Source organism: Streptomyces sp. CB02414, from assembly GCF_001905385.1.
Classification (GTDB): domain Bacteria; phylum Actinomycetota; class Actinomycetes; order Streptomycetales; family Streptomycetaceae; genus Streptomyces.
Genome location: NZ_LIPF01000007.1, coordinates 436,850 through 451,075, shown reverse-complemented (window position 1 = coordinate 451,075; position 14,226 = coordinate 436,850). Strand labels below are relative to the sequence as shown.

General features: G+C 73.0%; 12 protein-coding genes. 7 read left to right on the top strand and 5 right to left on the bottom strand.

Annotation, left to right across the window (positions count from 1 at the left end; translation table 11 throughout):
- The first annotated feature begins 100 nt into the window (after positions 1 to 100).
- The 4 genes from AMK11_RS24435 to AMK11_RS24420 are packed head-to-tail and all read left to right on the top strand — an operon-like array spanning position 101 to position 5,263.
- On the top strand, positions 101 to 1,147 hold the full coding sequence (locus tag AMK11_RS24435; RefSeq protein WP_073730158.1) for a zinc-dependent alcohol dehydrogenase: 1,047 nt from the start codon (positions 101 to 103) through the stop codon (positions 1,145 to 1,147).
- 20 nt (positions 1,148 to 1,167) lie between these two features.
- Positions 1,168 to 1,968 (top strand): sugar phosphate isomerase/epimerase family protein, encoded by an 801-nt coding sequence (locus AMK11_RS24430; protein ID WP_073730157.1) that lies wholly within the window; start codon positions 1,168 to 1,170, stop codon positions 1,966 to 1,968.
- A complete protein-coding gene (locus AMK11_RS24425; protein ID WP_073730156.1) occupies positions 1,965 to 3,347 on the top strand; it encodes an MGH1-like glycoside hydrolase domain-containing protein in 1,383 nt (460 codons plus the stop codon). The genes AMK11_RS24430 and AMK11_RS24425 overlap by 4 nt, the downstream gene beginning before the upstream one ends.
- On the top strand, positions 3,344 to 5,263 hold the full coding sequence (locus AMK11_RS24420; protein ID WP_073730155.1) for an amylo-alpha-1,6-glucosidase: 1,920 nt from the start codon (positions 3,344 to 3,346) through the stop codon (positions 5,261 to 5,263). Before AMK11_RS24425 ends, AMK11_RS24420 begins: the two co-directional genes overlap by 4 nt.
- Before the next feature lie 21 nt (positions 5,264 to 5,284).
- On the opposite strand, the gene AMK11_RS24415 is transcribed toward AMK11_RS24420, so the two are convergent.
- Entirely contained in the window at positions 5,285 to 5,719 is a 435-nt protein-coding gene (locus AMK11_RS24415; RefSeq protein ID WP_073730154.1) for a hypothetical protein, read from the bottom strand.
- 164 nt (positions 5,720 to 5,883) lie between these two features.
- On the opposite strand from AMK11_RS24415, the gene AMK11_RS24410 reads away from it, so the two are divergent.
- Positions 5,884 to 6,813: a GNAT family N-acetyltransferase gene (locus AMK11_RS24410; protein ID WP_073730153.1), complete on the top strand. Its 930-nt coding sequence runs from the start codon at positions 5,884 to 5,886 to the stop codon at positions 6,811 to 6,813.
- 15 nt (positions 6,814 to 6,828) lie between these two features.
- Here the strand turns inward: AMK11_RS24410 and AMK11_RS24405 are convergent, their stop codons facing one another.
- The 3 genes from AMK11_RS24405 to AMK11_RS24395 form a co-directional block, all read right to left on the bottom strand.
- Positions 6,829 to 7,515, bottom strand: coding sequence for a GntR family transcriptional regulator (locus AMK11_RS24405; protein ID WP_073730152.1), 687 nt, complete (start codon positions 7,513 to 7,515; stop codon positions 6,829 to 6,831).
- Positions 7,516 to 7,644: 129 nt separating this feature from the next.
- A complete protein-coding gene (locus AMK11_RS24400; RefSeq protein WP_073730151.1) occupies positions 7,645 to 8,370 on the bottom strand; it encodes an aspartate/glutamate racemase family protein in 726 nt (241 codons plus the stop codon).
- A gap of 49 nt (positions 8,371 to 8,419) precedes the next feature.
- A complete protein-coding gene (locus tag AMK11_RS24395; RefSeq protein WP_073730150.1) occupies positions 8,420 to 9,907 on the bottom strand; it encodes an NCS1 family nucleobase:cation symporter-1 in 1,488 nt (495 codons plus the stop codon).
- Positions 9,908 to 10,129: 222 nt separating this feature from the next.
- Here AMK11_RS24395 and AMK11_RS24390 point away from each other — a divergent pair, with 222 nt between their 5' ends.
- The gene (locus tag AMK11_RS24390; RefSeq protein WP_073730149.1) at positions 10,130 to 11,605 is read left to right on the top strand and encodes a glycoside hydrolase family 43 protein; all 1,476 of its coding nucleotides are present in this window, start codon (positions 10,130 to 10,132) and stop codon (positions 11,603 to 11,605) included.
- Between the two features lie 22 nt (positions 11,606 to 11,627).
- Here the strand turns inward: AMK11_RS24390 and AMK11_RS24385 are convergent, their stop codons facing one another.
- Entirely contained in the window at positions 11,628 to 12,683 is a 1,056-nt protein-coding gene (locus AMK11_RS24385; RefSeq protein WP_073730148.1) for a LacI family DNA-binding transcriptional regulator, read from the bottom strand.
- A gap of 145 nt (positions 12,684 to 12,828) precedes the next feature.
- Here AMK11_RS24385 and AMK11_RS24380 point away from each other — a divergent pair, with 145 nt between their 5' ends.
- Entirely contained in the window at positions 12,829 to 14,208 is a 1,380-nt protein-coding gene (locus tag AMK11_RS24380) for an extracellular solute-binding protein (protein WP_073730147.1), read from the top strand.
- The last annotated feature ends 18 nt before the right edge of the window (positions 14,209 to 14,226 follow it).

Below are 14,226 nucleotides of genomic sequence, written 5' to 3'. Positions count from 1 at the left end.
AGCACTACTTTTGCTGGTTGACAAGACATAAGTTGCGGATATTGTCGACGCAACCGCACCAGCAACCCTTCCGGAGCCCTTCGTGTCAGCCGTGTCATCCGTGGAGCGCGTCGTCCAGTTCACCGGCCCCCGTCAGGTGGAGGTCGCCGAGCACCCCAGGGCCGAACTCCCGCCCGGTCACCTGCGGGTCCGCACCCGCTACTCGGGCATCTCGGCCGGCACCGAACTCACCGCCTACCGCGGCACCAACCCGTACCTGACCCGCACCTGGGACCCCGAGGCGCGGCTGTTCCGCGACGGAGCGCCCGGCATCGAGTACCCGGTGGCCGGCTGGGGCTACTCCGAGGTCGGCGAGGTCGTCGAGGTCTCCCCGGAACTCGCCGGAACCCCGGGCCTACCCGCCCCCGGCGACCTCGTGTGGGGCATCTGGGGCCACCGCGGCGAGGGGATCGTCCCCGTCGAGCGCATGATCGGGCACACCCTGCCGGACGGCCTGGAGCCGCTGGCCGGTGCCTTCGCCCGGGTCGGCGCCATCGCGTACAACGCCGTGCTGGCCGGCGACATCCACCTCGGCGAGGACGTCGCCGTGTTCGGGCAGGGCGTCATCGGTCTGCTCACCACCCGCCTCGCGCAGCTCAGCGGCGCCCGCGTCACCGCCGTCGACGCCCTTGACGGCCGCCTGGAGACGGCGAAGCGGTACGGCGCCCAGCACACCCTCAACGCCCGCACCGACGCCGTCGCCGAACGCGTCCGCGAGGCCACCGGCGGCCTCGGCGCCGACCTCGCCATCGAGATCAGCGGCGCCTACCCGGCCCTGCACGAGGCGCTGCGCTCGGTCGCCGCCGGCGGCCGGGTGGTGGCCTCCGGCTTCTACCAGGGCGACGGCATCGGCCTCCGGCTCGGCGACGAGTTCCACCACAACCGGGTCCAGCTGATCTGCTCCCAGATCGGCGGCGTCCCCCCGCAGCTGTCGAATCGCTGGACGGTCGAACGCCTCCAGCAGACCTTCCTGCGCCTGGTCGCCGAGGGACAGGTGGACGTCGACGGCCTGGTGAGCCACGTCGTCCCCGTCGCCGACGCCGCCGACGCCTACGTACTGCTGGACGAGCGGCCCGCCGAGGCGCTGCAGGTCGTTCTGGAATTCTGAGAGTCCCGAAAGGCATCCCCATGCTCAAGACCGCCGTCCAGGAACAACTCCTGCCCGGAGAGACCCTCCAGGCCAAGTGGGACTTCGCCCAGCAGGCCGGCTACGACGCGATCGAACTGCGCGGCAAGGGCGACCTCCACTTCGCCTCCCGCCGCGCCGAACTCGAGCAGGCCCGCGAGGACGGCGTCGTCATGCCGACCGTCTGCGTCGACATGCTGCACTTCCTCGGCGCCTTCGACGAGGACCTGCGCCGCGACGCCGTCGCCCAGATGAAGTCCCAGCTCACCGTCATCGCCGAGATCGGCGGCACCGGCGCCCAGACGCCCGCCTCGTACGGCATGTTCTCCCGCCGCCTGCCCCCCTTCGAGCCGCCGCGCACCGAGGAGGAGGACCGCGAGGTGCTCCTCGCCGGGCTCACCGAACTGGGCGAGCACGCCCGCCGGGAGGGCGTCACCCTCTTCCTGGAGCCGCTCAACCGCTACGAGGACCACATGGTCAACCGGCTCGACCAGGCCGCCGGGCTGATCCGCGAGGTCGGCCTGGACTCCGTCCGGATCGGCATCGACAGCTACCACATGAACATCGAGGAGACCGACCCCGCCGCCGCGATCCTCGCCCACGCCGACGTCATCGGCCACGCGCAGGTCTCCGACTCCAACCGCTTCCAGCCCGGCGCCGGACACCTCGACTGGCCCGCCTGGCTCGGCGCCCTGCACACCATCGGCTACGACGGCCACCTCGCCCTCGAATGCCGGCTGACCGGCGACCCCGTCGAGGCCGTGCGCTCCGTCCCCGCCTTCCTGAAGAGGTCCGGCGCGTGAGGTCCGCCCCGAACCTCCTGGACCGGCCCGCGCCCGCCGCGCCCGCGGACCTGACCCTGCGGCGCGGCGCGGCGCGGGTCCTCATCGACAACTGGACCGGCGCCTCCACCGTCCCCTCCCGCACCCTCTACCCCCACCAGTGGAGCTGGGACTCCGCCTTCGTCGCCATCGGCCTGCGCCACCTCTCGGTGCGCCGCGCCCAGCGGGAACTGGAGTCCCTGCTGGCCGCCCAGTGGGCCGACGGACGCGTCCCGCACATCGTCTTCAACCCCGCCCTGCCCCACGACGCCTACTTCCCGAGCCCCGACTTCTGGCAGTCCTCGTCGGCCGGCCGCGCCGCGGGCGCCCCGACGGCCGCCGAGACCTCCGGCATCGTCCAGCCGCCCGTGCACGCCCTGGCGGCCTGGCTGGTGCACCTGGCCGACCCGGCGGAGTCGCGCCGCCGCGGCTTCCTCGCCCGCGTCCACCCCCGCCTCGCCGCCTGGCACGACTACCTCCGCACCCGCCGCGACCTCGGCGGCGGCGGCCTCGCGGCGGTCGTCCACCCCTGGGAACCGGGCATGGACAACAGCCCCTGCTGGGACCGCGCCCTGCGGCGCGTCGAACCCATCGACCCCGGCACCTTCCGACGCGCCGACCTCGACCACGGGCACGCCGCCGACCGGCCCACCGACCTCGACTACGGCCGCTACGTCCGGCTGGCCACCGAGTACCGGGAGGCCGGTTACGACGACCGGGTCGTGCGCCACCGGTTCGCCGTGGAGGACCCGGCCTTCAACGCGCTGCTGATCGCCAGCGAACTGGCCCTGGCCGCCATGGCGCGCGAACTGGGCCTGCCCGGGCGGCCGCACACCGAGCGGGCCGCCGAGCTGACCCGCGCGCTGGTGGACCGGCTCTGGGACGAGGAGGCCGGCCTGTTCCTCGTGCGCGACCTGCACACCGGCGCGCCGGTCGACGAGCGGAGCGTCAGCGGGCTGATCCCGCTCCTCGTCCCCCACCTGCCCGAGGACGTCGTCCGGCGCCTGCACGACACCCTCACCGGGCCCCACTTCGACGCCCCCGCCACCGGCCTCGTCCCGAGCTACGACCTGGCCGGTCACGCCTTCGACCCGACGCGGTACTGGCGCGGACCGGCCTGGTTCAACACCGCCTGGCTGATCGAGCGGGGGCTGCGCACCCACGGCCTGCTCCAGGACGCCGGGCGGCTGCGCGCCGGCTTCCTCGACCGGGCGGGTCGCTCGGGCTTCGCCGAGTACGTCGATCCCCGCACCGGTGAGGCGCGGGGCACCCGGCACTTCTCCTGGACCGCCGCCCTCGCGCTCGACCTGCTGAGCACCGGCCCCGAGGGGGAGCCCGACCCGAAGGAGTCCACGCCATGACCGCCGCCGACGCACATGTCCAACTGGTGCGCGAGGCCACCTTCGTGCGGCTCGGTGCCGACGGGGAGATCAGCGGCACCGGCGGCTCGGCGCCCGACGGACTGTTCTTCCAGGACGCCCGGCACCTCAGCCGCTGGCACCTCACCGTCGACGGCACCGCCCCCGCCGCCCTGGTGCCCGCCACGCCGGAGACCGACTCCACGGCCACCTGCGTGCTCACCCCCGAGGGCACCCGGGACCACCCGCCCGCCTACACCGTCTTCCGGCGCCAGAGCGTCACCGCCGGCACCCTCACCGAGCACCTCACCCTGGTCGGCAACCGCCCGGACCCCGTCACCGCCCGCATCGACCTCACCGTCGACGCCGACTTCGCCGACCTCTTCGAACTCCGCGCCGACGACCGCGAGTACGCCAAACCCGGTGCGGAGTACGAGACCGCCGGCACCGCCGACGGGCTGCTCATCACCTACCGGCGGGCCGACTGGCGGTCCAGGACCGAACTCACCTGCCGTCCCGCACCGGACAAGGCGGCCCCCGCACCGGCCGGACCCCGGGACACCGCCCGCACGCTCACCTGGCACCTGCCGCTCGACGCCCACGGCCGGGCCGAACTGCACCTGACCGTCCGCGCCCACCCGCACGGACGGCCCGCGCCCGCCCCGGCCACCGCCGAAGGAGGCCCGAACAGGCGGGAACCCGCGACGGACGACCTGTCCCGCACCGTCGAGCGCGGCCTCGCGGACATCGACCTGCTGACCGTCCCGGTCACCGGCGTCGACGGCGAGGAGGTGCGCGTCCCCGCGGCCGGCATCCCGTGGTTCCTCACCCTGTTCGGCCGTGACTCCCTGCTGACCTCGTACTTCCTGCTGCCGTACCGGCCCGCGACGGCCGCCGCCGTCCTCAGCGCCCTCGCCGCCACCCAGGGCGAGCGCCACGACGCCTTCGGCGGAGAGCAGCCCGGCCGCATCGTCCACGAGACCCGGCACGGCGAACTCGCCCACTTCCGGCAGGTCCCCTACGGCCGGTACTACGGCGCCGTCGACGCCACGCCGCTCTTCCTGGTCCTGCTCCAGGCCCACCACAAGACCACCGGCGATCCGTCCCTGGCCCTGCGCCTGGAGCGGCACGCCCGGCGCGCCGTGGACTGGATGCTCACCGACGGCGGTCTGGACGAGCACGGCTACCTCGTCTACACCCCGGACCCGGGCGGCCTGGTCAACCAGAACTGGAAGGATTCCGCGGGCGCGATCTGCTTCACCGACGGCACCCAGGCCGAAGGGCCCATCGCCGTCTCGGAGGCGCAGGGCTATGCCTACGACGCGCTCGTCCGCACCGCCCGACTCGCCGACGAGGTCTGGGCGGACGCTCCGTACGCGCGCGGGCTCCGCGACACCGCCGCCCGCCTCCGCGAGCGCTTCACGGCGGACTTCTGGATGCCGGAGGCGGACTTCCCGGCCCTCGCCCTGGACGGCGCCGGACGCCGGGTCGACGCGCTGGCCTCGGACGCCGGACACCTGCTGTGGTCGGGCATCCTCGACACCGAGCGCTCCCGGCGGGTCGGTCGGCGGCTGCTGGAGCCGGACTTCTTCTCCGGCTGGGCGATCCGCACCCTCGCGGCCGGCCAGCGCCCGTACCACCCGCTGTCGTACCACCGGGGCAGCGCGTGGCCGCACGACAACGCGGTCATCGCGCTTGGGCTGGCCCGCCACGGCCTCGCGGCCGAGGTGCGCACCGTCACCGAGGGCCTGGTCGCGGCGGCGGGCCACCACGGCCACCGGCTGCCCGAGGTCCTCGCCGGGTACGACCGCTCGGCGACCGCCGGGCCGGTGCCGTACCCGCACTCCTGCTCGCCGCAGGCCTGGGCGGCCGCGACCCCGCTCGCCCTGCGGACCGCGCTGGCACAGGCCGCCCGCTGACGCGAGGGCCCGGCGAGCAGGTCACGGGCCGGTACGGGCCCGGTCCGGTTCCGAACTGCCGGTGCGGTGGCGGCAGTCCGCGTCGTGGCCCGTGCCCAGCGAGGTCCACCACCGCTCGCAGCAGCCGCCGCGCCAGGGCGTGCGGGCGGCTGCCGGCCGGGTGCAGTCGGGGCCGTGCATGGCGCCGTAGGAGTGCTGCCAGAACGCGCAGCACGGCGCGAGCGCGACGAGGGGCCGCCGTGACCGGGGGCGGGCCAGGCGCTCGGCACGCTGCACCCGCGCGAGCCGCAGCCGGTGCTCCGTCCGCGCACGGGCGGCGCACCACGCGAACACGGCGGCGGCGTACAGGCCCGGCACGGCGAGCCAGGGGTGATGGGTGGCCGCGTAGCCGGCGGCGGCGAGCAGCAGGACGGAGGCGGCACGGCACGCTCGGGCGGTGCGCAGGCTCGGCGTCACGGGAACTCCCGTCGGTCGGCGTCGGAGAGGGGCTCGGGACTTCCGTATGCCCCCGGTTCGCCGGTCTACGTGCCCCCGGCTGGAACCGGTGGCACCGCCCTCGGACGCGGTGGCCGCCGGAAAACCCGTTGCGGTCACCCACCGTCAACCCCAACCCTGCACTCATGTCCCCTGCTTCCGTGCGGCCGGCCACCCTCGCCGACGCCCCCGCCGTCACCGGCCTGCTCAACGAGATCGACCGGATCGAGATCGGCCGGCCCGAGACCGACCAGCACACCGTCGAGGCCGACCTGAAACACCCGGAGACCGACCTGACGCGCGACTCCTGGCTGGCCTTCGACGACGACCGGCTCGTGGCCTACGGCCTGCTGTGGGACGAGTCGGGCGGCGAGCGCGTCGACATCGACCACTACGTGCTGCCCGACCACCAGGCGACCGGACTGCGGGTCCTCGCGGCCATGGAGACCCGTGCCCTGGCCAAGGCGCGGGACAACGGAGCCGAGCGGGCCGTCGTCCACCTCCACCTCAACACCCGGCCCACGACCGACACCGGACTCCTCACCGACCGCGGCTGGAGCGTCGTACGGCGCTACCACGTGCTGCGCCGCCCGGTGGACCCGGCAAGGGACCTCCCGCCCGAGCCGCCGGCCGGAGTGCGGGTGCGGGCCTGCGCCACGGAGGCCGACCGCCTGCGGGTGCACGAGCTGTACCAGCGGGCGTTCGCGGACCACTTCGACTTCCAGCCGCGTGAGTACGCACTGTGGCTCAGCGACCTCGACGCCGAGCGCCTGGACTGGTCCCTCGTGTGGATCGCCGAGACCGACGACCTCGGCGACGCCGGGTTCCTGCTGGCCCGCGACGACCGCGAGGCCATGGGCTGGATCCGCGCCATCGGCGTCCTGCGCGAGGCCCGCGGCCGCGGCCTCGGCGGATTCCTGCTGCGGCACGCCTTCGCCGGCTTCGCGGCGCGGGGCCGGGACACGGTGGGTCTCGGCGTCGACACCGCCAACGCCACGGGCGCCCCGCGGCTCTACGGCCGAGGCGGCATGTCGGTCCACTACGCGGTCGACACCTGGGAGACCGTGCTCGCCTGAGCCCCGCGTGCCGCGCTAGGACGCGTCCCGCTCCGCGCCCTCTTCCCGGCCCGCGGCCCGCTCCTGGGCGTGGTGGCCCAGGGCCGCGCTGCGGCTGGCCGCCAGGTGGTGCAGGACGAGTTCCTGCACCCGTTCGACGTCCCGCTCGGCGATGGCCTGGTACAGGGCCTCGTGTTCCAGCGCCACGGCCAGCAGGTCGTCGTGCTGGCCCAGGAGCCAGCGCAGCCGGCTGCGCAGTACGCGTTCGAGTTCGTTGAGCAGCTCGTTGGCGGCCAGGGAGACGACCGTCTCGTGGAAGTCGGCCGCCGCCCGCCGCGCCCGCACCGCGTCACCCGCGCGCGCCGCCGCCAGCTCCGCGTCCACCGTCGCGCGCAGCCTCTCCAGGCCCTCGCGCGTGTGCCGTTGCGCGGCGAGCCGGAAACCCAGGGTCTCCAGGCCCGAGCGCACCTCGTCCAGGTCCGCGATGTCGCTGGTGGTGAACTCCCGCACCACCGCCCAGGTCCGCGGCCTCGGCGTCACCAGCCCCTCGGACACCAGGGTCTTGAGGGCTTCCCGCACCGGCAGCCGGCTCACTCCGAGCGCCTCGGCCAGCTCGCGCTCGACCAGGCGGCTGCCCGGCCGCCGGGTGCCGTCGATGATCTCGTCGCGCAACCGCCGTGTGACCCGCTCGGACTCGGGCGTGAAGCCCCCTGACGCAGCCATCGCCGTCCTTCGTCCGTCTTCCCGTTCCGAGCCACGCCGACCGGGCGGTGCGGTGCGTCGGTCGGGCGGCCCGTCAGGATACCCCGGGGCCGGTCGCGGCCCGTGGGGCGGGGGACGGCGCGGGCGTGGTCAGCCGGCCTTCGGGGGCCAGTTGACGATCTGCTTGGGGCGCGGACGGGCGTAGGTGCGCACCTTGGACGTGGACAGGCCCAGCCGGACCAGCGACTCGGCGATCGTCACGGCGGCGGCGACCCCGTCCACCACGGGGACACCGGTCCGCTCCACCACGCGTTCGGCGAGGCCGGCCATGCCGCCGCAGCCCAGGCAGATCACCTCGGCCCGGTCGTCCTCGACCGCGCGGGCGGCCTGTTCGGCGATGGCGTCCACGGCGGCCTGCTCGTCCCGCTCCAGTGCGAGCACGGCGAGCCCGCTGGCCCGCACCGAGGCGCACCGGGCGCCCAGGCCCGCCACTTCCAGCCGCTCCTCGATCAGCGGGACCGTCCGGTCCAGGGTGGTGACGACGGAGTACCGGCGGCCCAGGAACTGCGCCGTGCTCGCCGCGGCCTCCGTGATGTCGACGACGGGGACGTCGAGCAGTTCCTGCAGTCCCTCCCGGCCGTGTTCGCCGTATCCGGCCTGGATCACCGCGTCGAAGGGTTCCGGGTGGGCCCGCACGGTCTCCATGACGGCGACCGCGGCCAGGTAGCTCTCGTAGTTGCCCTCGACGGACTCCGCGCCGAAGGAGGGGGTCAACGGGACGATCTCGGTGCCCGGCGAGGCGGCGCCGGCCGCCTGCTCGCCGATCGCGTCGGTGATGGACTGCGTGGTGTTGACGTTGACCACGAGGATGCGCATGAAGGGGCCTTCTGCTCGAAAGGGAGTACGGCGCGCGACGGTGCCGGAGCTATTCCGCGGCTACGGCGATGGACTCGCCGTCCACGTCGCGGATCGGGGAGGAACGGTCGGCGACGACCGTGTACAGCGCGGCGGCGAGGATCGCCCCGATGAACCAGGAGAAGCCGGCCGCGGCGTGGAACCAGGGCACCAGGGCGACGACGACGGCGATCGCGGCGCTCGGCACGAAGGCGGCGACGGCCCGCGGGTTGTAGCCGCGGCGGTAGTGGTACTCCGCCTCCGCGTCCTCGGTGTAGAGGGCCGGCACGTTCACGCGGGCCTTCCGCAGCAGCCAGTAGTCCGCCATGATCACGCCGAACAGGGGGCCGAGCAGCGCGCCGAGCCCGCCGAGGAAGTAGTTGACGACGACCGGGCTGTTGTAGAGGTTCCAGGGGGTGATGACCAGGCCCAGCACCGCGCTCACCAGTCCCGCGCGGCGGAAGTCGAGCCGGCGGGGGAAGAGGTTGACCAGGGCGTAGATCGGGGCGACGAAGTTGGCCAGCAGGTTCACCGCCACGGTCAGGGCGATGAGGGCCAGTGAGGCGACGGCGAGCAGGAGCATGTTGGGCACGCTGCGCACGATGTCCGTCGGGCTCGTGATGACGCGCCCGTCGAGGCTGAACTGGGCTCCGCTGAGGACCGCCACGATGACGGCGAAGAAGAGCATGTTCACCGGGATGCCGATGACGTTCCCGCGGACGATGGAGCCGCGGCTGCGCGCGGACCGGGTGAAGTCGCAGAAGTTCAGCACGAACGTCCCGTAGATCACCACCCACAGCGCGGCGGCCTGGAGCACCTGGAGCCACATCGCGCCGCCGGTGAGCGGGTCGTCGACGGACAGCGAGATGGAGCCGTCCGCGCGGACGAACATCCACACCGCCAGGGCGCACATGGTGAGCAGCGTGGTGGGCGCCGCGAACGCCATGTACCGGCGGATCATCTGCATCCCGTAGCTGACGATGACGACCTGCACGGCCCACAGGACCAGGAAGGTGATCCAGCCGAGCGTCGACTGGCCGAGCAGGGAGTTCGTGTCCAGGCGGGCCAGGTCCGGGAACATGGCCACCAGGAGGGTGCTCAGCACGGCCGACGCGAGGTAGGTCTGGATACCAAACCAGGCGATGGCCACGGCTCCTCGGACGGCGGCCGGTATCTGCGCGCCCTTGACGCCGAACGCGATGCGGCTCATGACCGGGAACGGCACGCCCGTCTTGTGCCCCATGAACCCGGACAGGGTCAGCAGCAGGAAGAGCAGGACCGAGGCGAGCGCGAAGGCGGCGAGAATGCCCCACACGTTCAGCCCGAGGGCGAACAGTCCGATGGCGAACGCGTAGTTGCCCAGGCTGTGCACGTCGTTGGCCCAGAGCGTGAAGACGTTGTAGGCGCCCCAGCGGCGCCCTTCCCGCTTCGTCGGGGCCAGGTCGTAGGTGTAGAGACCGGAGCTGGTGGCGGTGCCGTCGGTCCCGGCGGACGAGCGGCGGTCTTCCAGGGCAGTCATACGGGACTCCTGGGCTCGGGGAGCGGGGGAGTGGGGAGTTGGAGGGTTCCACAAAGCGGAAGCGGCGTTCCGGTGAACAGAACGTAGTTTTCGCCAAACGGCACCGTCAAGAGGTCTGCGGCAAATGGAATACCATTTTTCGTCCTGTTGACAGGGGTGCGGGCCGTCCCTACCGTGACGGCCCGTCATTACATCGATGTAAAGCTGCGGAAAGGACCCCTCGTGCTTCCCAGCCCCTCCCGCCGCCCCCGCGCGCACGTCGGCCTGCTGGCCGCCGCCCTCCTCGGGCTCCTCGTCGGCCTGCTGCCCGCGTTCACCGCCCCGGCCGCCGCGGACGACTCCTCACCCGCCCCCCGCCCCACCGCGGCCGGCACGTTCCGCAACCCGCTCAACACCGGGCCCGACCCGTTCATGACGCACTGGAAGGGGAACTACTACCTCACCGCCACCCAGGGCGACAGCATCCGCATGTGGCGCTCCCCGTCGCTGGCCACCCTGCTGACCGCCGACCCGGTCACCGTGTGGACGGACTCCGACCCGTCCCGCAACCGCAACATCTGGGCGCCGGAGTTCTACCGCTTCGGTGACCGCTGGTACCTGTACTACACGGCCGACGACGGCGTCGACGAGCACCACCGGCTGTACGTCCTGGAGTCGGAGGGCGACGACCCGGCCGGCCCGTACCGCTTCAAGGCGAAGCTCGCCCCGCCCAACCACGCGGACGACTTCGCCATCGACGCGGGCATCCTCCAGCTCGGCGGCCGCCTCTACCTCGCCTACAGCGGCATCAACCAGTACCAGCACAACGGCATCAACATCGCCCCGATGTCCAACCCTTACACCGTCTCCGGCGACGCGGTCGCCATCGACGCCGCCGGCGGCTGCCCCGAGGTGCGCGAAGGGCCGGAGTTCCTCTACCGAGGCGGGCGGGTCTGGATGACGTACTCCACCTGCGACACGGGCAAGCCCGACTACCAGGTCTGGATGATGTCGATGCCGCTGGACGCCGACCCGCTGGTGCCAGGGAACTGGCGGCAGCACCAGGGCCCGGTGTTCTCCCGGGCCGACGACCGGGGCGTGTTCGGACCGGGCCACCACGCCTTCTTCAAGTCACCGGACGGCACCGAGGACTGGATCGTCTACCACGCGAAGACCACGTCGGTGAACACCTACAGCAACCGCACGACGCGGGCCCAGAAGTTCACCTGGCGGGCCGACGGCAGCCCCGACTTCGGCCGTCCGCTCGCCCTGGGCGCCACCCAGGACCTGCCCTCCGGCGACCCCGGATCGGGCAACTACTGGATCAACGACGACGGCCGCTCCAGCGGCCCCGGCGGCGTCACCTACACCGGCGCCTGGAACTCGGGCACGGGCTGCGCCACGCAGTGCTTCTGGAGTGACGACCACTGGAGCGACCGGGCCGGGGCCACGGCCACTTTCACCTTCACCGGCACCCGTATCGCCCTGCTCTCCGTCAAGGACACCGGCAACGGCTACGCCGGCATCAGCATCGACGGCGGCCCGGAGCAGCGGGTGGACTTCCACGGCCCGATCCGCGTCGGCGAGGCCGTGCAGTACGTCAGCCCCAGGCTGCCGTACGGCGAGCACACCCTGCGCGTCCGCGTGACGGGGGAGCGCAACTCCCAGTCCGGGGCGTCCTTCGTGAGCGTCGACCGCGCCGAGGTCTACGTGAACTGACGCGCCCGGCGAAGGACGGCCGTCAGTGCCGGTCGTGGCCCTCCGTGCTCTCCCGCAGGACGAGCCGGTGGGCCACGATGCGGTCCTGGGGCGACAGCACACCGGCCTCCGCGTTCTCGCTCACACCCTCCGGCCCGGTCGCCTCCTCGATGCGGTGCTGGAGCAGCTGCACCGCGACCTTGGCCACGGCCGCCTTGTCGGGCGCCACCGTGCTCAGCGTCGGCACGGAGTACCGCCCGCCCTCCACGTCGTCGAAGCCGATGACCGCGACGTCCTCGGGCACCCTGATCCCGTGCTCGTGCAGGGCGCGCAACGCCCCGAGCGCCAGCTGGTCGTTGAGGCAGAGCAGCGCGTCCGGCCGCAGGCCCGCGCCGAGCGCCCGCGCTACCGCCTCTGCTCCGTCGGGCATCCGGAACGAGTCGACCGGCAGCAGGGCGGCCGGGTCGTAGGCGATGCCCGCCTCGGCCAGGGCCGAACGGTAGCCGCGGGTGCGGGCCTGGGCCGTGCCGAGGCCCGGGTCGTCGCGCCCGCCCACCGCGAGGACGGTGCGGCGGCCCAGTCCGATCAGGTGGCTCGTGGCCTCGCGCGCGGCCCGCTCGTTGTCGATCGCCACGTGGTCGGCGCCCTCCTCCAGCAGCTCACCGAGGAGCACGGTGGGCGGGGCGCCCGCGCGGCCCCGCAGATCGTCGGCGGTCAGGGCGAGCGGGCTCAGGATGATCCCGTCCACGAACGTGGAGCCGAAACCGGCCAGCGCCGCCAGCTCGTGGGCGCGGTCCGCGCCGGACTGGTGGATCAGGACGGTCAGGGAGCACTGCTCGGCCTCCCGGACGACGTGCCGGGCCAGCTCCGCGAAGTACGGGATGTCCAGCTCGGGCACGACCAGGGCGATGATGCCGGTACGGCCCCTGCGCAGGTGACGGCCGGCCAGGTTCACCCGGTAGCCGAGCTGTTCTATGGCCTCCCGTACCACGCGCCGGGTCCGGTCGGAGACATGGGCGTAGTCGTTGATGACATTGGACACCGTCTTCTCCGACACGCCCGCGTGACGTGCGACGTCCTTGATCCTGGGCCGTGCCACCGAGACCTCCCTGCCTCCTCGCGCTGCCCGAGTCTATGTCCCGGCAGTCGATCACCCCCAACCCGGGCGCCGCCTCTTTACAGCCAATGTACATCGATGTAAAAACTAGCCACCGCATGAGCGTCCGGCCGTCGAAAGGTCCGTGATGAGTTCCCGTTTGCCTGCCCAGGGGGCGGCCGTGTCCGATCCCGTACGCCGCATCGGCCGCCGTCGGCTGCTGCGTCACACCGTGGCCGCGGCGGGAGGCCTGCTCGCCGCCGGCCCGCTGTCCGGCTGCGCCTCACCGGCCTCCGCCTCCGGAGCCTCCTCGCTGAGCGTCTGGGACCTGTTCCAGGGCGGCGACGGCATGCTGATGGACGAGATGATCGAGGCCGTGTCCAAGGGCGCCCAGGGCGCCCAGGGCGCCGAGGGCTTCGAGGTCGACCGCACGATCCTCGACTGGGGACCGTCGTACTACACCAAGCTCGCCATGTCCGCCGCCGGCGGGCGGGCCTCCGACGTGGCCGCGATGCACCTGTCCCGGCTCGCGGGCTACGCGCCCGGCGGCCTGGTGGACCCCTTCGACCTGGACCTGCTCGCCGAGTTCGGCGTCACGGCCGATGACTTCACGCCGGCCGTGTGGTCGCGCACCCGGCACGAGGGGACCGTCTACGCGATCCCGCTGGACGTCCACCCCTTCATCGTGTTCTACGACAAGAAGGCCGCGGAGCAGGCCGGGCTCCTGACCACCGACGGCGAGCTGGCCCCCATGGGTTCCCCCGAGGCCCTGCTGGAGGCGGGCAAGGCCCTCGCCGAGGCGACCGGGGAGGCGGGCATCCTGTTCGGCCACGTCACCGACACGGCACAGAACTGGCGCCTGTTCGCCGGGCTCTACGCGCAGACCGGCGCCGAGTTCGGCCTGCCGGACGGCGGCCCCCCGGAGATCGACGTGGACGCCGCCGTACGCGTGGTGACCCTCATGACGCGGCTCTTCGACGGGAAGTCCAACCCCAACAACCTGGACTACAACGGCGCGCTGGCCGCCTTCACCAGCGGCCGCGGCGGCATGGCGATGCTCGGCGAGTGGGAGCTGCCGACCCTGAAGAAGTCCGGCATCGACCTGGGAGCCGCGCCCTTCCCGCAGGTCTTCGACGAGCCGGCCGTCTACACCGACAGCCACAGCTTCGTCCTCCCGCACCAGGACGACCCCGACCCGGACCGGCGCCGTGAGGCCCACCGCTACGTGGCCGAGATACTCAAGCAGAGCCTCACCTGGGCGAGCGCCGGACACATTCCCGCGTACCAGCCCGTCCTCGCGGAGCCGGAGTACGCGGCGCTCGACCCGCAGTCCTCCTACGCGGACGCCGCGAAGGTGGCCGTGCTCGATCCGCCCAACTGGTTCGCCGGCGCCGGTTCGAACTTCCAGAACCGCATGTGCCAGCCGCTCCAGTCGGCGCTGCTGGGCAACACGAGTGCCGAGAAGGCGGTGCGGCAGATGGTCCGCGAGGCGGACACGCTGCTGCGGCAGCCCGACCCGGTGGCCTGACCAGGAAAAGGAGTGTGA

Bases quoted from the DNA above. Each gene is read 5' to 3' on its own strand.
- AMK11_RS24430 (WP_073730157.1), top strand. From the start codon at position 1,168: ATGCTCAAGACCGCCGTCCAGGAACAACTCCTGCCCGGAGAGACCCTC.
- AMK11_RS24420 (WP_073730155.1), top strand. From the start codon at position 3,344: ATGACCGCCGCCGACGCACATGTCCAACTGGTGCGCGAGGCCACCTTC.
- AMK11_RS24410 (WP_073730153.1), top strand. From the start codon at position 5,884: ATGTCCCCTGCTTCCGTGCGGCCGGCCACCCTCGCCGACGCCCCCGCC.
- AMK11_RS24405 (WP_073730152.1), bottom strand. From the start codon at position 7,515: ATGGCTGCGTCAGGGGGCTTCACGCCCGAGTCCGAGCGGGTCACACGG.
- AMK11_RS24400 (WP_073730151.1), bottom strand. From the start codon at position 8,370: ATGCGCATCCTCGTGGTCAACGTCAACACCACGCAGTCCATCACCGAC.
- AMK11_RS24395 (WP_073730150.1), bottom strand. From the start codon at position 9,907: ATGACTGCCCTGGAAGACCGCCGCTCGTCCGCCGGGACCGACGGCACC.
- AMK11_RS24380 (WP_073730147.1), top strand. From the start codon at position 12,829: ATGAGTTCCCGTTTGCCTGCCCAGGGGGCGGCCGTGTCCGATCCCGTA.